Origin of the sequence: Isoptericola sp. NPDC057191, from assembly GCF_042670225.1 — a bacterium.
Taxonomy (GTDB): Bacteria; Actinomycetota; Actinomycetes; order Actinomycetales; family Cellulomonadaceae; genus Isoptericola.
This window is the reverse complement of record NZ_JBHUWC010000002.1, coordinates 1-19,150: the sequence shown is the minus strand read 5'-3', so window position 1 is coordinate 19,150 and position 19,150 is coordinate 1. Positions and strand designations below refer to the sequence as shown.

Annotated in this window: 18 protein-coding genes; 12 read left to right on the top strand and 6 right to left on the bottom strand. The window is 75.2% G+C overall.

The annotated features are described in order from the left end of the window. Window positions 1–9: 9 nt before the first annotated feature. Window positions 10–888 (top strand): alpha/beta fold hydrolase, encoded by an 879-nt coding sequence (locus ACFT55_RS00660; RefSeq protein ID WP_380240408.1) that lies wholly within the window; start codon window positions 10–12, stop codon window positions 886–888. A 24-nt stretch (window positions 889–912) separates the two neighbouring features. On the opposite strand, the gene ACFT55_RS00655 is transcribed toward ACFT55_RS00660, so the two are convergent. Beyond that, complete coding sequence (locus ACFT55_RS00655) at window positions 913–1,359, bottom strand: MarR family winged helix-turn-helix transcriptional regulator (protein WP_380240406.1); 447 nt, start codon at window positions 1,357–1,359, stop codon at window positions 913–915. Window positions 1,360–1,508: 149 nt separating this feature from the next. Here ACFT55_RS00655 and ACFT55_RS00650 point away from each other — a divergent pair, with 149 nt between their 5' ends. The 3 genes from ACFT55_RS00650 (at window position 1,509) to ACFT55_RS00640 (ending at window position 4,401) form a co-directional block, all read left to right on the top strand. Continuing rightward, window positions 1,509–2,702: an MFS transporter gene (locus tag ACFT55_RS00650; protein WP_380240404.1), complete on the top strand. Its 1,194-nt coding sequence runs from the start codon at window positions 1,509–1,511 to the stop codon at window positions 2,700–2,702. Window positions 2,703–2,734: 32 nt separating this feature from the next. Further along, the gene (locus ACFT55_RS00645) at window positions 2,735–3,565 is read left to right on the top strand and encodes an aldo/keto reductase (RefSeq protein ID WP_380240402.1); all 831 of its coding nucleotides are present in this window, start codon (window positions 2,735–2,737) and stop codon (window positions 3,563–3,565) included. An 83-nt stretch (window positions 3,566–3,648) separates the two neighbouring features. Continuing rightward, entirely contained in the window at window positions 3,649–4,401 is a 753-nt protein-coding gene (locus ACFT55_RS00640) for an SDR family NAD(P)-dependent oxidoreductase (RefSeq protein ID WP_380240400.1), read from the top strand. 18 nt (window positions 4,402–4,419) lie between these two features. On the opposite strand, the gene ACFT55_RS00635 is transcribed toward ACFT55_RS00640, so the two are convergent. Continuing rightward, the gene (locus tag ACFT55_RS00635; protein ID WP_380240398.1) at window positions 4,420–4,797 is read right to left on the bottom strand and encodes a DMT family transporter; all 378 of its coding nucleotides are present in this window, start codon (window positions 4,795–4,797) and stop codon (window positions 4,420–4,422) included. Window position 4,798: 1 nt separating this feature from the next. Continuing rightward, window positions 4,799–5,113 (bottom strand): DMT family transporter, encoded by a 315-nt coding sequence (locus ACFT55_RS00630; protein WP_380240396.1) that lies wholly within the window; start codon window positions 5,111–5,113, stop codon window positions 4,799–4,801. Window positions 5,114–5,210: 97 nt separating this feature from the next. Here ACFT55_RS00630 and ACFT55_RS00625 point away from each other — a divergent pair, with 97 nt between their 5' ends. After that, on the top strand, window positions 5,211–5,786 hold the full coding sequence (locus ACFT55_RS00625; protein ID WP_380240394.1) for a TetR/AcrR family transcriptional regulator: 576 nt from the start codon (window positions 5,211–5,213) through the stop codon (window positions 5,784–5,786). Window positions 5,787–5,819: 33 nt separating this feature from the next. Here ACFT55_RS00625 and ACFT55_RS00620 read toward each other — a convergent pair whose 3' ends face one another. After that, window positions 5,820–6,785 carry a DUF5937 family protein gene (locus ACFT55_RS00620; protein ID WP_380240529.1) on the bottom strand — a complete coding sequence of 322 codons (966 nt, stop codon included), beginning with the start codon at window positions 6,783–6,785 and terminating at the stop codon, window positions 5,820–5,822. A 110-nt stretch (window positions 6,786–6,895) separates the two neighbouring features. Between ACFT55_RS00620 and ACFT55_RS00615 the strand changes: the two genes are divergently transcribed. From ACFT55_RS00615 to ACFT55_RS00590, 6 genes are all read left to right on the top strand, one after another. Continuing rightward, window positions 6,896–8,179: an MFS transporter gene (locus ACFT55_RS00615; RefSeq protein WP_380240392.1), complete on the top strand. Its 1,284-nt coding sequence runs from the start codon at window positions 6,896–6,898 to the stop codon at window positions 8,177–8,179. A gap of 112 nt (window positions 8,180–8,291) precedes the next feature. Continuing rightward, a complete protein-coding gene (locus ACFT55_RS00610) occupies window positions 8,292–9,275 on the top strand; it encodes a CorA family divalent cation transporter (RefSeq protein WP_380240390.1) in 984 nt (327 codons plus the stop codon). Between the two features lie 84 nt (window positions 9,276–9,359). Then, entirely contained in the window at window positions 9,360–10,085 is a 726-nt protein-coding gene (locus tag ACFT55_RS00605) for a response regulator transcription factor (protein ID WP_380240388.1), read from the top strand. 6 nt (window positions 10,086–10,091) lie between these two features. Then, entirely contained in the window at window positions 10,092–11,507 is a 1,416-nt protein-coding gene (locus ACFT55_RS00600; protein ID WP_380240386.1) for an ATP-binding protein, read from the top strand. Beyond that, complete coding sequence (locus ACFT55_RS00595; protein WP_380240383.1) at window positions 11,504–12,484, top strand: TAXI family TRAP transporter solute-binding subunit; 981 nt, start codon at window positions 11,504–11,506, stop codon at window positions 12,482–12,484. Before ACFT55_RS00600 ends, ACFT55_RS00595 begins: the two co-directional genes overlap by 4 nt. Before the next feature lie 72 nt (window positions 12,485–12,556). Next, the gene (locus ACFT55_RS00590) at window positions 12,557–13,159 is read left to right on the top strand and encodes a gamma carbonic anhydrase family protein (protein ID WP_380240381.1); all 603 of its coding nucleotides are present in this window, start codon (window positions 12,557–12,559) and stop codon (window positions 13,157–13,159) included. A gap of 40 nt (window positions 13,160–13,199) precedes the next feature. Here ACFT55_RS00590 and galE read toward each other — a convergent pair whose 3' ends face one another. Together galE and ACFT55_RS00580 are read right to left on the bottom strand one after the other, a co-directional pair. After that, complete coding sequence (gene galE, locus ACFT55_RS00585; protein ID WP_380240379.1) at window positions 13,200–14,300, bottom strand: UDP-glucose 4-epimerase GalE; 1,101 nt, start codon at window positions 14,298–14,300, stop codon at window positions 13,200–13,202. An 89-nt stretch (window positions 14,301–14,389) separates the two neighbouring features. Next, window positions 14,390–16,627: a HelD family protein gene (locus tag ACFT55_RS00580; protein ID WP_380240377.1), complete on the bottom strand. Its 2,238-nt coding sequence runs from the start codon at window positions 16,625–16,627 to the stop codon at window positions 14,390–14,392. A gap of 432 nt (window positions 16,628–17,059) precedes the next feature. Here ACFT55_RS00580 and ACFT55_RS00575 point away from each other — a divergent pair, with 432 nt between their 5' ends. After that, window positions 17,060–19,102 (top strand): heavy metal translocating P-type ATPase, encoded by a 2,043-nt coding sequence (locus ACFT55_RS00575; protein ID WP_380240527.1) that lies wholly within the window; start codon window positions 17,060–17,062, stop codon window positions 19,100–19,102. Window positions 19,103–19,150: the final 48 nt, after the last annotated feature.

Genomic DNA, 19,150 nt, shown 5'->3' with positions numbered 1-19,150 from the left:
GATGCCCGCATGTTCGAGGGGTTCACCGAAGAGTTCGTCGACGTGGCCGACGCGCGCATCCTTGTGCGGCACGCCGGGGACGGCCGCCGCCCGGTGCTGCTGCTGCACGGCCACCCGCGCACGTCCGCGACGTGGCACCGCGTGGCGCCGCGGCTGCTGGAGGCCGGCTTCACGGTGGTGTGCGCCGACCTGCGGGGATACGGCCGGTCCGTCGGCCCGGAGCCCACGCGCGACCACGCGGCGCACTCGAAGCGTGCGGTCGCGCGCGACATGGTGCAGGTCATGGACCGGCTGGGCCACGACCGTTTCGCCGTCGTCGGGCATGACCGCGGCAGCCTCGTCGCCCTGCGCCTGGCCTTCGACCACCCGGACCGGGTGAGCGCGTTCGGCGGCCTGGACTGCATCCCCGTGAGCGAGCACCTGGCCCGGGCCGACGCGAGGTTCGCGACCCTGTGGTGGCACTGGTTCTTCTTCGCCCAGCCGGAGGCGCCCGAGCGGGTGATCAACGCCGACCCGGACGCCTGGTACCGCGGTGACCCCGAGGTGATGGGCCGCGAGAACCACGACGAGTGGCGGGCGGCCGTGCGTGACCCGCGCGTCGTGCGCGCGATGCTCGAGGACTACCGGGCCGGGCTGACCGTCGACGCCGACCACGAGCGGGCCGACCGCGCCGCGGGCCGCATGCTCACGATGCCTGTGCTCGTCCTCTGGTCGCTGCGCGACGACCTGGAGCAGCTGTACGGCGACCCTCGCCTCATCTGGCACGACTGGGCGCACGACGTCCAGGGCCACGGCATCGACTCCGGGCACCACATGGCCGAGGAGGCGCCCGACGAGCTCGCCACCGCCCTGACCCGCTTCCTCGACGCGGCGACGCCTCTGGCCTGACGCGAAGCTCGGGTTCCGGGACGGCTACGCGACCGCGCCGGCGTGCAGGGACGCGGCGAGCGGGGCGATCTCCGGGATCTCGTCGGCGCGGGCGAGGGCGTCCTCCAGGGCGCGGTCGTGCGTCGGCCGCGCGGCGTCCAGCAGGTCGCGCCCGGCGGGAGTGAGCTCGGTGTAGATGCCGCGGCGGTCGTCGGCGCACAGGATGCGCGTGAGCAGGCCGCGGTCCTCCAGGCGGGTCACGAGCCGGGTCGTGGCGCTGCTGGACAGCGCGGCGGCGCGGGCGAGCTGCTGCATCCGCATGTGCCAGCCGTCCTGGCGGCTCAGGGCGTCGAGCACGGTGAACTCCACCACGGAGAGCTGGTGGTCCTTCTGCAGCGCGCGCTCCAGGTCGGTCTCGATCAGCCCGTGCAGCGCTGCGAGCGTGCGCCAGCCGCGCGCGCGGATCTCGACGGCGTCGTCGGCGATTCCCATGTCGGCCTCCTCGGGGGCCAGGTGCTGGCCCGTTGCCCGGACCCCAGCATAGCGCCTTGCGCCGATAGAAGGCGTGTGCAACTATCTAAAACGTTGCGTGTGCAACTACTGCGCGTGCAACGTTCTCGTTCCCCACCCTGGAGGCCACGATGCCCGCCGCCCTGTACGCCCTCGCCCTCGGGGGCTTCGGCATCGGACTCACCGAGTTCGTCATCATGGGCCTGCTGCCGGAGGTGGCCGCCGACTTCGGCGTCACCGAGACGGTCGCGGGCTACCTCATCTCCGGTTACGCCCTCTCCGTCGCCGTCGGCGGCATCGCCCTGACCGCCGCGCTCTCCCGGGTGCCCCGCAAGCGGGCACTCATGCTCCTGATGGTCCTGTTCATCGCCGGCAACCTGATCTCCGCCGTCGCGCCCACCTACGGGATGACGCTGGCTGGCCGGGTCGTCGCCGCCCTGTGCCACGGCGCGTTCTTCGGCATCGGGGCGGTCGTCGCGGCCGACCTGGTGCCCGCGCACCGTCGCGCCGCCGCCGTCTCCGTCATGTTCGCCGGGCTCACCGTCGCCAACGTGGTGGGCGTCCCGCTCGGCACGTTCCTGGGCCAGGCGGCCGGCTGGCGCGCGACCTTCTGGGCCATCACCGTCATCGGCGTGCTCGGCCTGATCGGCATCGCGGTGCTCGTGCCGGCGACGTCGCACCGCAGCACCGGCTCCGTCCTGGCGGAGTTCCGCATCTTCCGCGACCGCCAGGTGTGGCTGTCCATGGCCGTCACCGTGCTCGGCTACGGCGGCATGTTCGGCGCGTTCAGCTACGTCGCCTTCACGCTCACGGAGGTCAGCGGCTTCAGCAGCGCCGCCGTGCCGTGGCTGCTCGTCGTCTTCGGCGTCGGCCTCTTCGCCGGCAACGTGCTGGGCGGCCGCGCCGCCGACCGCGACCTCGTCCGGACGCTCGTCGCCGTCGTCGCCGTGCTCGCCGTCGTCCTCGTGGTCTTCGCGCTCACCGCGCAGAGCAAGGTCGCGACGGTCGTGTCGCTGCTCCTCATGGGCGGCTTCGGCTTCGCCACCGTGCCCGCGCTGCAGACGCGCATCATGCGCTTCACCGGCGCGGCGCCGACCCTCGGCTCGGGCGCCAACATCGCCGCCTTCAACGTCGGCAACGCCTTCGGCGCCTGGGCGGCCGGCCTCGCCCTCGCCGCAGGCGCCGGCTACACCTCGCCCCTCTGGGTCGGCGCCGCCGTCACCCTCGCCGGGCTCGGCGTCCTGCTGCTCGCCGTCCGCTCCCGCGGGGGCGAGCTCGCCCGGCCCCACCAGCCCGAGCCCGAGCGCGCGGCCGTCGCCGCCTGACCCCTCGACCTCGCACCACCGAAAGGACCCTCATGACCACGCACGTCCCCTCCGTCACGCTCTCCGACGGCCGCACCATGCCCCAGCTGGGCTTCGGCGTCTTCCAGGTGCCCGACGCCGACACCACGGCTGCGGTCAGCACCGCGCTCGAGTCCGGCTACCGCAGCATCGACACCGCCGCCGTGTACGGCAACGAGCGCGGCGTGGGCCGCGCGCTCGCCGAGTCGGGCGTCGCCCGCGACGAGCTGTTCGTCACCACCAAGCTGTGGGTCGACCGGCTGGGCCGGGCCGCCGCCCGCGAGGGCCTCGAGCGGAGCCTCGACAGGCTCGGCCTTGACCACGTGGACCTCTACCTGATCCACTGGCCGGCCCCCGCCACGGACGCCTACCTCGACGCCTGGCAGGGCCTGGAGGACCTGCGCGACGCGGGCCTCGCACGCTCGATCGGTGTCTCCAACTTCCTGCCCGAGCACCTCGACCGCATCACGGCGCTGGGCGGCGCCGTGCCCGTCGTCAACCAGGTGGAGCTGCACCCGGCGCTGCAGAACCGCGAGACCGTGGCCGCGAACGCCCGGCACGGCGCCGTCACCGAGGCGTGGAGCCCGCTGGCGCAGGGCGCCGTCCTGGGCGACGCGCCCGTGCTCGACGCCGCCCGCGCGCACGGGGTCACGCCCGCGCAGGTGGTGCTGCGCTGGCACCTGCAGCAGGGGCGCGTCGTCATCCCCAAGTCCGTGACGCCCGAGCGGATCGCCGCGAACCTCGACGTCTTCGGCTTCGACCTCACCGACGCGGAGCTCGCCGCCGTCGACGGGCTCGAGCGCGACGGCCGCACCGGCCCGCACCCGTCGGCCTTCCAGGGCTGAGTCGCCGCCCGACCGCTGCCGAACGAAGGCGCGGGGACGGGCGGCTAGCATCACAGCGAGAGTCGTCGCTTGCGGGAGGGTCCATGATCAGCAGTTCGGTCGCCGTCGTCACCGGAGCCAGCAGCGGGATCGGCGCGGCCAGCGCCCGCGCGCTCGCGGCAGCGGGGTTCCACGTCGTCCTGGGCGCGCGCCGCATGGACCGGCTCGAGGAGGTGGCCGCCGAGACCGGGGGCACCGCGCTCCCGCTCGACGTCACGGACGACGCGTCCGTCGAGGCCTTCGCGCGCGCGGTCGACGAGCGTCTGGGTCGTTGCGACCTGCTCGTCAACAACGCCGGCGGCGCGCTCGGGGCGGAGTCGGTGGCCGACGCCGACCTCGCCGACTGGCAGCGCATGTACGACATCAACGTGCTCGGCACCGTCCGGGTCACCAAGGCGCTCCTGCCGAAGCTGATCGAGAGCGGCGACGGCCAGGTCATCACCATCGGTTCCATCGCCGGCCGCGAGCCCTACAAGGGCGGGGCCGGGTACAACGCGGCGAAGCACGCCGAGGCGGCGCTGACCCGGGTGCTGCGCCTGGAGCTGCTCGGCCAGCCGGTGCGGATCAGCGAGATCGACCCCGGCATGGTGCACACCGACTTCTCCCTGGTCCGGTTCAAGGGCGACCAGGAGCGCGCCGACGCCGTCTACGCCGGCGTCCAGCCGCTCACGGCCGAGGACGTCGCCGAGACGGTGGCGTGGATCGCCACGCGGCCCGCGCACGTGAACGTGGACCAGGTGCTGCTCATGCCGCGCGACCAGGCCGCGGCGCAGGTCGTGCACCGGCGCGAGGTCTGACGGCCTGCGACCGCGCCGTCAGTCCGCCTGGCCCGCGGTGGCGCGGCGCGGCGGTGGGTCGCCCACCAGCTTGAGCCCGATGGCGCAGCCGATGATGCCGGCCAGGAACAGGACCTTGAGCGCCGACGCCGTCTCGGCGCCGCTGACCATCGCCCACGTGACCGTGAGCGCCGCGCCGATGCCGGTCCAGATGGCGTAGGCGGTGCCGATCGGGATGTGCCGGGCCGCGTGGCCGAGCCCGGCCATGCTCAGCGACAGCGCCGCGACGAAGAGGATCGTCGGGCCCGCCACGGTGAACCCGTGGCTGGCGTGCAGAGCGGTGGCCCACACGGCCTCCAGCACCGCGCTGGCCAGGAGGACGCCCCAGGCCACGCCGTTCGCGTTCCGTGCGCTCATGTCAGCTCACCACCTTGAGTCCGACGACCGACCCGACGAGGCCGACCAGCAGCAGCGCCCGCGCGACGGTCAGTCGCTCGTCGCCGCGCACGATGGCGACCAGCACGGTCAGGACCGCGCCGATGCCCACCCACACCGCGTACGCGGTGCCCACCTCGATGGTGAGCATCGCGTGCGCCAGGCCCCACATGCTCAGTGCCAGGCCGACGACGAACACCGCCGTCGGCACGGGGCGCCGGAACCCGTGGGAGGTGGCGAGCGCGGTGGCCCACACGGCCTCCATCACGCCGGCCAGGATCAGGATCAGCCAGTCCACGGCTCTCACAACCTCTCGATCGGGCACCCCGCTGTTTTCGCACGAGCGTGCGAACAAATTTCTATCACATCTCGCACGACTGTGCGAACATGGGCTCGTGCCCCAGAGACTCGACCGCGACGAACGCCGGCGCCAGGTGTCCCAGGCCGCGTGGCGCGTCCTCGTGCGCGACGGCCTCGAGGCCCTGTCCGTGCGGAACGTCGCCGCCGAGGCCGGGCTGCCCCAGAGCTCGCTGCGCTACACGTTCCCGACCGTCGCCAGCGTGCGCGAGCGCGCCGTCTCCCTCGTCGTCGAGCGCCTGCGCGAGCGGGTGGACGCCGTCGACGTCGCCGCCCCCGGCGGGCCGCGAGCCGTGCTGGCGCAGCTGCTGCCGCTCGACGCCGAACGTCGTACCGAGATGGAGGTCTACCTGGCCCTCGGTACCGCGGCCATGACCGACCCCGGGCTGCGCGAGGGCCACCGCGCCGCGCAGGACGCCGTGCGCGACGTGTGCGCGGGTGCCCTCGCCGCCCTCGCCGGCGGGCCGGCCCCCGACGTCGCCGTCCGCGAGCTGCACGCGCTCGTCGACGGCCTGGCGCTGCACGTCGTGCGGCAGGACCCCGACGCCGACCCTGGCTGGGCCCTCGTCGTCCTGGACGCGCACCTGGCCCGGACGGCCCACGCCACCGCCTGAGGCGCGCGGTCCTCGGGCCGGTGCCCGGGCCGGTCAGCGGGTCGTCCCGCCCACGAGGGCGTCGCCCACCTCGGACCGCAGGTACAGCACCGACCGGCCCGCCCGGGCCGAGGTCAGCAGGCCCGCGTCGCGCAGCACGCGCAGGTGCTGGTTCACGGCGCTCGTCGTGACGTCCAGGCGGCGGGCCAGCTCGGTGGACGACGCCGGCTGCTCCAGGACGGTGAGCAGCCCGGCGCGGGCCCGGCCCAGCACCGCCACCAGGGCGTCGCCGGCCACCGGCCGCTCCGCCTGCCAGAGCGTGCCCGTCCCGCGTGCGCCGTACATGATGGCGGGCGGCTCCTCGGGGTCGATCGGGCACGACGCCCCCCGCGTGAACAGCGTCGGCACCAGGGTGAGCCCGGCGCCCGTCGTGGAGCGCCGCCGCGCCGCCGCCAGCGAGGTGAGCTGCACGCTCACGACACCGTCGGCGAACGACACCCGCGGCGCCAGGTCCGCGAACATCGCGCCCGCGCCGCGCGCCGAGACCACCGTGCTGCGGTACACGACGTCGGCCTGCAGCACCGCCCGCATCCGCGGCCACACGGGCGCGAGGCAGGCGTCCCAGTAGGCCGTGAGCGCGGCGTCGATCCGGCGCCGCACCCGGGGGACCGGGCCCCGCAGCGCGGCAGGGAGGCCGCGGGGGTGCACCTCGGCGAGGTCGTGGGCCACCGTGGCGTCGTCGACGGCGGCCACCGCGGCCAGCTCGTCGTCGATGCGCGTCAGCGGGCTGCCGGGCCGCGGCGTGAGGTAGTCCGGCGTCCACAGCGACTCGTTGGTGAGCGCCAGCAGCATCTCGTCGTCGAGCGACGCCCGTGCCTCCTCGACCCGGCGCAGCCACGGCAGGTGCATGGGGTAGCGGCCCGGGTCGCGCCACGCCCGCAGCGACAGGACCAGCTCGTTCAGCGGCGAGACGGCGAACCGCACGTCCGCCAGGTCCATGCCCGCGAGCTCGTAGTGCATCCAGCCCACCGGTGCCCCCTTCGTCGTGCCACCATCTCGCAGGCCGAGCATAGATGTAGCCCTGCACTACATCCGTTCTTCTGCCGCCGCGGGTGCCGCCTACTGGTGCCGTGCTGCAGACCCTCTTCCCGCGCAACCCCGTCGCGCGTGCCCTGACCCTGTCGACCATGGCGCTCGCCGCGTCGAACGGCGTGTTCTACACGGTGTCGGTGCTGTACTTCACGCGCGTCGTCGGGCTGTCCGCGGGGACGGTCGGCGTCGGGCTCGGGATCGCGGGCGGCGCGGGTGTCCTCGGGGCGTTCTTCGCCGGCCGCTGGTCCGACCGGGCCGGGGCGCATCGCGTCCAGGTGTGGGGCGTCGCCGCGCAGGCGCTGGCGCTGGCGGCCTACTCGTTCGCCGGCGACGCCGTGACCTTCACCGCCGTCGCGATCGTCGCGACCGCGGCGCGCGGCGTGCACTCCACCGCCCGCCAGGCGCTGCTCGCCCGCTGGTTCACCGGCCCCGAGCGCGTCGAGGTGCGGGCGCGGCTGCGCGTCGTCATGAACGTCTTCATCGGGCTGGGCACGCTCGCCGCGGGCATCGCGTTGCTGCTCGACACGACGGCCGCCTACCGCACCGCGATGGTGGCCACGGCGGCGCTGCTGCTCGGCGCCGTCGTGCCGCTGGTCGTGCTGCCGCGTCGCGTGCCGGAGCTGGCGGCACGGCTCCTCGCCGACCCGTCCGCGTCGGGCGCCGACCAGGGCGACGAGGGTGCTGACGGCGAGGCGGGCCCGCCCGCCCGCCACCCGCTGCGCGACCGGACCTACGTCGCGAGCGTCGCGCTCAACGCCGTCGTGGCGATGCAGTTCGGTGTCATGACGGTCGGGGTGCCGCTGTGGGTCGCGAGCACCGACGCCCCGACCGCCGTCGTGTCCGCGCTGCTGGTCGTCAACACCGTGCTGGTCGCGCTGCTGCAGGTGCGCGCCTCGCGGGGCACGCACGACGTGCGGGGCGCCGGCCGTGCGGTGCGCCGCGGCGCCGTCCTGCTGGCCGGTGCGTGCGTCCTCTACGCGGCGGCCGGGCACGGCAGCCTCGTCGCGGCGACGGTCCTGCTGGTGCTGGCCGCCGTCGCGCACTCCCTCGGCGAGGTGGTGTCCGAGGCCGGCGGCTGGGGCATGGCCTTCGAGCTGGCCGACCCGCGCCGCGCCGGCGCCTACCAGGGGCTGTCGCAGACGGGCTACGCGCTCGCCGGGATGGCCGCGCCCGTCGTCGTCACCGCGCTGCCCATCCGGTACGGCACCCCTGGCTGGCTCGCCCTCGGCGCGATCTTCGTCGCCGCCGGGGCGGGCGCCGCGGCCGTCGCCGCCCGGGCCGCGTCCCCGGCCGCCGTCGAGCCGGTCCGCGTCGAGGTCTGAACGTCGCGTCGGCAGTTCCGCTTCACGTCGGCAGCTCGGACTGCCGACGTGAACCCGAACTGCCGTCGCGTGCCCTCGCGCCGTTCGGCCCGGCTCGTCCGAGAATGCGGGGGTGACGGACGACGAGGCACGGGCGACGGCGGGGCAGTGGTTCGTGGGGTCGCACGGCGCACCGGTGGACGCCCCGGACGACGCGCACCCGGCGCGGTGGACCCAGGTGGCGGACAAGGACGAGTTCCTGGCGGCGGTGGAGGCGGTGGACCCGTCGCTGCGGGAGCGGCTCGCCGCGGTGCACGTCGCCGGGCGGCAGGTGCCGCGGCGGCCGTTCGCCGCGGTGCGCTGGCTCGACGACGACTGGGTGGCCGTGTTCACCCCGACCGTCTGGTACACCGAGACCGACCGCCAGGTGCACACCGGCGAGCTCGGCGCCCTGGTCGGGCCGGGACAGGTGCTGACGTTCGAGGTGGGCGACGCAGGGGTGCACGACCGTGCCCTCGCGCGCCTGCGGGGCCCCGGCCCGGCGCACGGGGAGGGAGCGCAACGCGTCGCGCTCGCCGTGCTCATGGCGATGGTGGGCGTCGCGTCGGAGGTCGAGGTGGCGCTCGGGGACGCCGTCGCCGAGACGGAGCGGATCGTCTTCGACCGCAGCGTGTCCGACCCGGTGCAGCGGCTGTACGACCTCAAGCGCGAGATCACCGAGGCACGCCGGTCCCTGCTGCCGTTCTCCGCGGAGCTGCCCGAGCTCACCGACGTCGGCAACTCCCGCCGTGCCGTCGCCGACCGTCGCACCCTGGAACGTGCCGCGTCAGCCGTCGAGCGCATCGACCGGCACCTCGACGCCCACGACGACCTGCTGTCCGACATGCTGCAGGTGCACCTGGCCCAGGTGTCGGTGCGGCAGAACGAGGACATGCGCAAGATCTCCGCGTGGGCGGCGATCCTCGTCTACCCCACGGTGGTCGCAGGCATCTACGGCATGAACTTCCGGAACATGCCGGAGCTGCACTGGCTGCTCGGCTACCCGTTCGCGCTGGCGCTCATGGTGGTGGGCTGCGTGGTGCTCTACCGGGCGTTCCGGCGCGTCGGCTGGCTCTGACGCGGCCGTCCTGGACCCGGTGGAGACGGCCCGCGACCGGGCGCTAACCTGTGCGCTCCAGGCGCCCCACGGAGGGACGGTCCCGTGCAGCTGCTCGTGATCGAGGACGACGACCACGTCGCCGGCGCCCTCGTGTCCGTGCTCCGCAAGCACGGGTTCGAGGTGGTGCGGGCCCGCGACGGCGAGACCGGGCTGCGCGAGCTCGGCCCCCGCACGGACCTGGTGCTGCTCGACCTCACGCTGCCCGACCTGGACGGCTTCGAGGTGTGCCGCCGGATCCGCCGCGTCTCTGACACCCCCATCATCATGGTCACGGCCCGCACCCGCCTCGACGCGCGCATCCGCGGCCTGGAGCTGGGCGCCGACGACTACGTGACCAAGCCCTACGACGTGCGCGAGGTGCTCGCCCGGATCGACGCCGTGCTGCGCCGCGGCCGCGGCCGCGAGTGGGACGGCGGCCGGGCCGAGGCGCCCGACGCGCGCGTGCGGGTGCGGGGCGTGGTGGTCGACCTGGCACGACGGGAGGTGCGGCGGGCCGCGGGCACCGTCGTCGAGCTCACCCGCAAGGAGTTCGACCTGCTCGCGCTGCTCGTGCGCCAGCAGGGGTCGGTCCTCACGCGGGAGCGCATCCTGCGCGACGTGTGGGGGTCGAGCTGGAAGGGCCTCGGCCGCACCCTGGAGGTGCACGTCGCGTCGCTGCGCCGCAAGCTCGGCGAGCCCGACCTGGTCGAGACCGTCCGGGGCGTGGGCTACCGGGTGGCCGCGCCCGACGGTGGGGACCCGGCCGTGCCGCACGTCGTGGGGGCGTAGGCGTCGATGCGGACCCGGCTGGCGATCATCCTGTTCGTGCCCTGCGTGCTCGTGCTGGTGCTGCTCGGCGCCGCCTACTCCGGCAACGTGGCGCGGGCCAACCAGCAGGAGGTCTACCTGGACCGCCTCGCGGACGCCGGCTACCTCGTCATCACGGCCCGCCAGTCCCTCACCTCGGACGACCCGGCGATCGTCGCGGGCGACCTGCAGCGCTACCGCGACGTGTACGGGGTGGGCGCGACCGTCCTCGACCAGGCGGGAGCCGTGTGGGCGACCAACGGGCTCGACGTCGAGGACGTGGACGAGCGGCGCGCCGCCCTCGCCGGCCGCCGGGGCGAGGCCGTGCTCAGCACCCTGCCCTGGAAGGCGGACCGGGTCGTGGTGGCCGAGCCCGTGTACGACGGCGGGGACCTGGTCGGCGCGGTCGTCACCGTCTCGGAGGCGTCGTCGATCTCGCGCAGCATCTGGTCGAGCTGGGGCATCCTCGTCGCCGCGGGCCTCGCGATGTGCGTGCTCGCCGTCGCCGTCGCGCACCGCACCGCCGGCTGGGTGCTGCGCCCCGTGCGGGCGGTCGACGCCGCCATGGGCGAGATCGGCCGCGGGCGGCTCGACGCGCGCATCCCGCCGGCCACCGGGCCGCCCGAGCTGCGCGCCGTCGTCTCCCGGTTCAACGCCATGGCCGCGCAGGTGGAGCACTCCATGCGCCGGCAGCAGGAGTTCGCGTCCAACGCCTCGCACGAGCTGCGCAACCCGCTCAACGCGCTCATGCTGCGCGTCGAGGACCTGGCCCTGTCCACGCCGCCCGGGCACGCCACCGAGGTGGCGCACGTCCGCGCCGAGGCCGTGCGCATGGCGCACATCCTCGACGCCCTGCTGCTGCTCGCGGACGACGCCAACCTGGCCGCCGCCGCGCACCCCGTGGACGTCGCAGAGCTCGTCGGACGGCGCGTCGAGAGCTGGCGGCTGATCGCCGTCGGCCGGCACCTGGCGTTCGACGCCGTCCCCGACGGGGCGTGGGCCGAGCTCAACGAGATCGTGCTCGAGTGCGCGTTCGACGCCGTCCTCGACAACGCCGTGAAGTTCTCGCCCGACGGCGGCCGGATCGACGTGACGGTCGCCGTCCGGCCAGACGGCGACGACGGCGCAGACGACGCGGACGGCGCAGAGGGCGCGGCGGGCACGGTCGAGGTCACGGTGCGCGACCACGGCGCAGGCGTGCCGCCCGACGAGCTGGAGCGGCTGGCTGAGCGGTTCTGGCGCTCGCCCGGGCACAGCACGGTGCGCGGTTCGGGCCTCGGCCTCGCCATCGCGTCGGAGCTGCTCGCCACGGGCGGCGGCAGCCTGCACCTCGCCCTGCCCGACGGCGGCGGCTTCGAGGTGCGCCTGCGGATGCCGGCGCGCGCGGCCGCGGTGGTGTCGTGAGCGCGACCCGCCGACCCCTGCTCGCGGCGCTCGCGGCCGTGCTGCTGGTGCTGCCCCTGCTGACCGGGTGCCTCGGGGACGACGCCGCGGGCGACCCGTGGGACGGGCACCGGCCCGCCGCGCTGACCGTGGCGACCGGCGGCGCGACGGGGATCTACCACGCGTACGGCGTCGCCCTCGCGGGGGTGCTCGAGGACCGGTACGACCTGCCGGTCGAGGTCGACCAGACCGGCGGTTCGGTGGAGAACCTGCAGAGCCTCGACGCCGGCACGGCGCAGGTCGCGTTCAGCGCCGCCGACGCCGCCCTCGACGCCGTCGCCGGCGTCGGGGAGTTCGACGAGCCGCTCGACGTGCGCACGCTGGGGCGCGTCTACGACGACTTCGTGCACCTCGTGGTGCCGGCCGGGTCCGCCGTGCACGGCATCGCCGACCTCGAGGGCAGGCGCGTCTCGCTCGGCGCACCGCGGTCCGGCACGGCGCTCATCGCGCACCGGCTGCTCGCCGCGGCCGACCTGCGCGTCGACGCGATCACCGCCCGCAGCCTCGGCCTCGACGACTCGATCGCCGCCCTGCGGGCGGGAGAGATCGACGCGTTCTTCTGGTCCGGCGGCCTGCGCACCCCGGGCCTGACGGCGCTCGCGGACGTCGTGCCCGTGCGCCTGGTGCCCCTGGGCGACCTGGTCGAGGAGGTGCGCTCGCGGTACGGCAGCGGCTACCGGCACGGCATCGTGCCGGAAGGGATGTACGGGTCGTCGAGGGCGGTCGAGACGCTCGCCGTGCCGAACTTCCTCATGGTGCGCGGCGACATGCCGGACGCCGTGGCGCACGCCCTGGTGTCCACGCTGTTCGACGCGCGGTCCGAGATCGCCGCCCAGGTGCCGTCGGCGGCCAACCTCGACCGCGTGCGGGCGATCTTCACCGACCCGGTCGAGCTGCACCCCGGCGCGCTCCGGTACTACCGGGAGACGAAGGACTGACCGCACGAGTCGCGCGGCGCGGCGGGCGCGTCGGGGGACCGGCGTGACCACGCGTGCTGCATGATCACGCGCATGCTCATCGAACACGAGGGTCGCTCGCCGTCGGTCCACCCCACGGCCTATGTCGCGCCGACGGCCACGTTGTGCGGGGACGTCCGGGTCGGGCCGGGCTGCCGGGTGCTGTTCGGGGCCGTGCTCAGCGCCGAGGGCGGGCCGGTGGAGCTCGGCGAGGACTGCATCGTGATGGAGAACGCCGTCCTGCGCGGGACCCGTCGTGATCCTCTGGTCCTGGGCCGGCAGGTCCTGGTCGGCCCGGGCTCCTCCCTGAGCGGCTGCTCGGTCGAGGACGAGGTGTTCCTGGCCACCGGGAGCCGGGTGTTCAACGGCGCGCGCATCGGTGCCCGCTCGGAGGTGCGCATCAACGGGATCGTGCACCTGCGCACGGCGCTGCCCGCCGACTCGCTGGTGCCGATCGGCTGGGTCGCCGTCGGGGACCCAGCCCAGGTCTTCCCGCCGCAGGAGCACGAGGCGATCTGGGCGGTGCAGAAGGACCTCGACTTCCCCGGCTACGTCTTCGGGCTGGAGCGTCCCGCCGACGGGGAGAGCCTCATGCCGGGCATCTCGGAGCGGTTCGGCCGGGCCCTCGGCCGCCACCTCGGCGACCGCCAGGTCTGAGGCCGCCGCGCGACGACGACTCTTGCGACGACGACGACGACTACCAGGACGACGCGGCCGGGACGGCGGAGACGAGCCGCAGCCGGTGGCCCACGCCGCCGCGCCAGGGCGCGGACGGGGTGTGGGACGCGGGGTAGCCGCCGGGGTTGCGCCGGTACCAGCGCCACAGGTCGAGGCAGATCTCCTCGATGCCGCGGCCGGCTCGCCAGCCCAGCTCGGCCTCCGCGCGGCCGGGGTCGGCGTACGACACGGCGACGTCGCCGGCCCGGCGGGCAGCGACCCGGTAGGGCACGGGGCGGCCCGTCGCGGTCTCGAACGCCCGGACGGCGTCGAGCACGCTGGTGGGCCGGCCGCTGCCGAGGTTCCACGTGGACAGCTGCTGCTCCGCGTCGTCGAGCGCGTCGAGCGCGGCGACGTGCCCGGCCGCGAGGTCGTCGACGTGCACGTAGTCGCGCATCGGCGTGCCGTCGGGCGTCGGGTGGTCGGCGCCATGCACCTCGAGCTGGTCCCGGACCCCCGCTGCGGTCTCGGCGATCGCGGTGAGCAGCCCCGCCGAGGCACCCGGCCGGTCGGGGCCGAGGGTCGCGGACGGGTGGGCGCCGGCGGCCGCGAAGTGACGCACGACGCCCACCCGCAGCGCGGGGCCGGCGTCGGCCGCGACGTCGCGCAGGATCTGCTCGTTCATCGCGTGGCTGCGCCCCACCGGTCCCGTGGGAGCGAGGGGCGCGTCCTCGCGGTGCGGCAGGTCACGGCCCTCGCCGTACACCGCGGCCGACGACGACACGACCAGGCGGGCGACGCCGTACCAGGCCATGCAGCGCAGCAGCGTGAAGGTGGTGCCGAGGTTGGTCTCGTAGCTGTCCAGCGGCCGCGTGCCGCGCGCCCCGCGCTTGATCCCGGCGAGGTGCAGCACGGCGTCGAAACCCTCGGCGTCGAAGAGCCGCTCGAGCGCGTCGATGTCGGCGGCGTCGGAGGCGTGCACCGGGACCGGCCGGCCGGCAAGGGCCGCCACCCGCTCCAGCGCCGCGGGCGTGCCCCGGGAGAAGTCGTCCACCACGACGACGTCGTGCCCGGCCTCGAGCAGCCGGAGCACCGTGTGCGACCCGACGTACCCCGCGCCTCCGGTCACCAGGACGCGCATGGTGGTTCCTCGCTTCACAGCTCACGACAGGTGTCTCGCCCCGTCATCCTGCTGGCCCGCACGGTCGGCGCGCAGCGATTTGAGGAACGTCAGAGGGAGCCCACCACCACCTGCCCCAGCTCCTGCGTGCAACGGGTGAGGGCCACGTAGAGCCCGTTCCAGCCACGAGGCTCCGCCACGATGCCGTCCGGGTCCACGACCAGGGCCGCGTCCCACTCCAGGCCCTTCGCGTCCGTGGCCGAGAGCACGGGGACGCCGTCGGGCAGCGCGGCACGCAGCACGTCGAGCCGCCGCACCGGCGCGACCACCCCGACCGTGCCGCCGTCGTACCGCTCGCCGAGGCGGGCGGCGGCGTCGGCCACGGCGGTGGGCCACGCGTCGCCGGCGACCTCCAGGCGCCAGGGGGCGACGGGCGCGGAGCGGACCGCGCGCGGCGGGTCGTTGCGGCTGCCGGCCTGCCGCAGCACGGGGCCGGTGAGCGCCATGACCTCGCGCGGGGTGCGGTAGCAGATGGTGAGGTCGGCGCGTCGCCAGCGGTCGCCGAGGGCGTCTCCCACCGCCTCGCCCCAGTCCGTCTGGCGGTGCGCGGACGACGCCTGGTCGATGTCGCCGACGGCCGTGACCGACCGGGTCGGGCAGCGGCGCACCACCATGTGCCACTGCATCCCGGAGAGCTCCTGCGCCTCGTCGACGACGACGTGGCCGTACGTCCAGTCGCGGCGCGCGGCTGCCCGGCCGGCGACGAAGACGCCGTCCTCGTCGTGCGCCGCGTCGCCTCCCGTGCGCACGGAGGCGTCGCCGTCGCGCTCGCCGAGCAGGTCGGCCAGCGCGTCGAGCAGCGGGACGTCGCTGCTCGCCCACCCGGCGTCGCCGCCCGCGGGCTCGGCGACCACGCGCGCCACCTCGTCCGGCGTGAGGTCCGGTGCGTGCGCGTGCAGCCTGCGCGGGTCGTGCAGCAGGGACGCGAGCTCCGCCTCCGGGTCGCGGAGAGGCCACCAGGCGTCGAGGGCGGCGGCGACGCCGTCGTCCACGGCGACCCGCTCGCGCAGCGTCTCGAGGTCCGCGTCGGACAGGACGCCGTCGACGTCGGAGCCCGTGGCGCCGCTGTGCACGGCGCGGTCGTCCTTGGCCGCGAGCGCGGCGTCGAGCTGGCCGAGCACGTCCTCGAAGCCCTCCTCCGCGCGGGCGAGCAGCTCGGCCTGCCGGTCGGCGACGGCGTCCGTGAGCAGGTCGTGCACCCGGTCGACGACGCGGTCCCGGGTGCGGTGGTACGACCCGGCCCCCGCGGCGGCGCGCCGGGCGGCCGCGACCTGCGCCTCGGGCAGGACGTGCTCCTCGCCGTCGAGCACCAGGGCGAGCGGGCCGTCCGCCGGCTCGAGGGACGCGACGAACCGGCGCAGCGCGGGCAGCCACGACGAGCGGCCCTTGATCTCCGCGACGTCTCGGTCCTCGGAGCGTGTCGGGCGCACGCCCGGGACGAGGGTGTCGCACGTCGCCGAGACGACGGCCGTCTCGCCCAGCGCGGGCAGCACCTGGGCGATGTAGTCGAGGAACCGGGTCGACGGCCCCACGACCAGGACGCCGCGCTCCGCCAGGTGGGGGTGGGCGAACAGCAGGTACGCGACCCGGTGCAGCGCCACGACCGTCTTGCCCGTCCCGGGGCCGCCCTGCACCACGAGCGGCGTGCGGGCGTCCGCGCGCACCACGTCGTCCTGCTCGCGCTGCAGCGTCGCGACCGCCGTGCCCATGCGACCCGTGCGTCGCTCGTCGAGCGCGGCGAGGAGCGCGCCCTCGCCGACGAGGCCCGAGTCGTCCAGGCCGCCGTCGAGCGGCTCGTCGTCGACGCCCACCACCCGGCGCCCGTCGGTGCGCACGTGCCGGCGGCGGCGCAGGCCCTGCGGGTCCACCGGCGTGGCGGTGTAGAACGGCCGGGCCACGGCGGCGCGCCAGTCCACCACCAGCGGCTCGTCGTCCTCCGTCGCGCCGGGCAGGCCGACGCGGCCCAGGTGCCGCACCGACCCGTCGTCGCCGTCGATCCGGCCGAAGACGAGGCCGTGGTCTGCCTGGCGCAGCTCTGCGCGCCGTGACCGCAGCCGCGCGATCCGGGCGCGGGCGGCCGCGTCCTCCGGCCGGGCGGTGTGCAGCGCCGCGTCGAGGTCGTCGAGCACCGTGGCACGCCGGGCCCACGCCGCGTCGAGCGTCGTCTGCTCCTCCGCGACGGCGTGGCTCGCGGCGTCGGGCACGGCGTCGGGAGCGGGGGCGGTGTCGGTGGGGGTGTCGGCGTCGGGCGTGGTGTCGGCGGGATTCTGCGGGGCAGCCTGGGGCACGGGACCTCGATCTGGACGGCGGACGGGCCCTGGCCCAACGCCGGCCGCCGCGAGTTCGTTCCCGCCCCCGACCTTCTTGCCGAACAGGTGGTTGAGCACGTTCTGAGGCCGTATTCCGTGCTCAACCGCCTGTTCGGCGCGCCGGGGCGGGGGTGGTCAGGCGTGGCGGAATACGTGGCGGGGGTATATGGTTCCGAGTGTTGGATACCCCCTAGGGGTATCAGATCGAGTCGCGAACCCTCCGGACGAGACGAGGATCGAACCGTGGACCACACCCCACCCGACCAGCACACCGGGCACCGCCGCCCCGACGACGCCGCGCGCGTGCTGGAGCACGGTCATCCCGACCACACCCAGCATGCCGAGCACGCCGGGCACACCGACCACACCGGGCACGACGGCGCGGTCGGGGACGCCCACGCGGGTCACGACATGGCCGGCCATGGAGGTCATGGAGGCCACGGCGGACACGGCGGCCACGGTGATCACGTGGCACAGTTCCGCCGGCTGTTCTGGATCATGCTGGCGCTCGCGGTGCCGACGGTCGCGCTGTCGCCGATGTTCGCGATGGTGCTCGGCTACGAGCTCCCCACCGCGCCGTGGGTCTCCTGGGTCTCGCCGGTGCTGGGCACGGTGATCTTCGCGTGGGGCGGCAAGCCGTTCCTCACGGGCGCGGTGTCGGAGCTCCGGGGCCGCCGCCCCGGGATGATGCTGCTGATCGGGCTGGCGATCACGGTGGCGTTCGTCGCGTCGCTCGGCGCGAGCCTCGGCGTGCTCGACCACCAGCTCGACTTCTGGTGGGAGCTCGCCCTGCTGGTCGTGATCATGCTGCTCGGGCACTGGGTCGAGATGCGCTCGCTGGCGCAGACCACGTCCGCCCTCGACTCGCTGGCGGCGCTGCTGCCGGACGAGGCGGAGCGCGTCGAGGGTGACGGCGACGACCAGCGCGTCGTCATCGTCGCGCCGTCGGACCTCCGCGTGGGCGACGTCGTCCTCGTGCGACCGGGCGGCAGCGTCCCCGCGGACGGTCGCGTGGTGGACGGTCGCGCCGAGATGGACGAGTCGATGGTCACGGGGGAGTCGCGCACCGTCGCCCGCACGACGGGCGACGCCGTCACGGCGGGCACGGTCGCGACCGACTCCAGCCTGCGGGTCGAGGTCGTCGCGACCGGCGACGACACGGCGCTCGCCGGCATCCAGCGCCTGGTCGCGGACGCGCAGGCGTCGTCGTCGCGGGCCCAGCGGCTGGCGGACCGCGCCGCAGGCTGGCTGTTCTGGTTCGCCCTGGGCGCCGCCGTCGTCACGGCAGTCGCGTGGACGGCGCTCGGGTTCCCGGACGACGCCGTCGTCCGCACCATCACCGTCCTCGTCATCGCCTGCCCGCACGCGCTGGGGCTCGCCATCCCGCTGGTCGTCTCCATCGCCACCGAGCGGGCCGCCCGCGGCGGGGTGCTGATCAAGGACCGCCTCGCGCTGGAGAGCATGCGCACCGTGGACGCCGTCCTCTTCGACAAGACCGGCACGCTCACCAAGGGCGAGCCGACCGTGGCGGCGGTGTCCACCTCCGGCGCCGACCTCGACGACGACGCCGTCCTGGCCCTGGCCGCTGCGGCCGAGGCGGACAGCGAGCACCCGCTCGCGCGGGCGATCGTCCGCGCCGCGGAGGCGCGCGGCCTCGACGTCCCCCGCGCGACGGACTTCTCGTCGTCGCCCGCGGTCGGCGTGGTCGCGACGGTCGGCGGCCACGCGGTCCGCGTCGGCGGGCCGCGCCTGCTCGAGGAGCAGGGGGTGAGCGAGGTCGCCGAGGCCGACGGGTGGCGCGGCGACGGCGCGATCATCCTGCACGTGCTGCGCGACGGCGTCGTCGTCGGCGGGCTGAAGCTCGCGGACGAGGTCCGGCCGGAGTCGGCGGAGGCGGTCGCGGCGCTGCACCGGCTCGGGGTGCAGGTCGTGATGATCACCGGCGACGCCGAGGCCGTGGCGCGGTCCGTGGCGGAGGAGCTCGGCGTCGACCGCTGGTTCGCGGGCGTGCGGCCCGGGGACAAATCGGCGCGTGTCGCGGAGCTGCAGGCGGAGGGCAGCAGGGTCGCGATGGTCGGGGACGGCGTCAACGACGCCCCGGCCCTCGCGCAGGCCGACGTCGGCATCGCGATCGGTGCCGGCACGGACGTCGCCATCGCGTCGGCAGGGGTCATCCTGGCCAGCGACGACCCCCGGTCGGTGCTGTCGGTGATCGAGCTGTCCCGGGCCGGGTACCGGAAGATGAAGCAGAACCTGTGGTGGGCGGCGGGCTACAACCTGCTGTCGGTGCCGCTGGCGGCGGGCGTGCTCGCACCGGTGGGGTTCGTGCTGCCGATGTCGGTCGGGGCGCTCCTGATGTCGCTGTCCACCGTGGTGGTGGCCCTCAACGCGCAGCTGCTGCGGCGCCTCGACCTGCGGCCCGACGTCGCGACCCGGGCGGTCCTGGGCCGCTGACCCCCGTCGCCGAACAGGTGGTTGTACACGTTCTGAGGTGTCAGAACG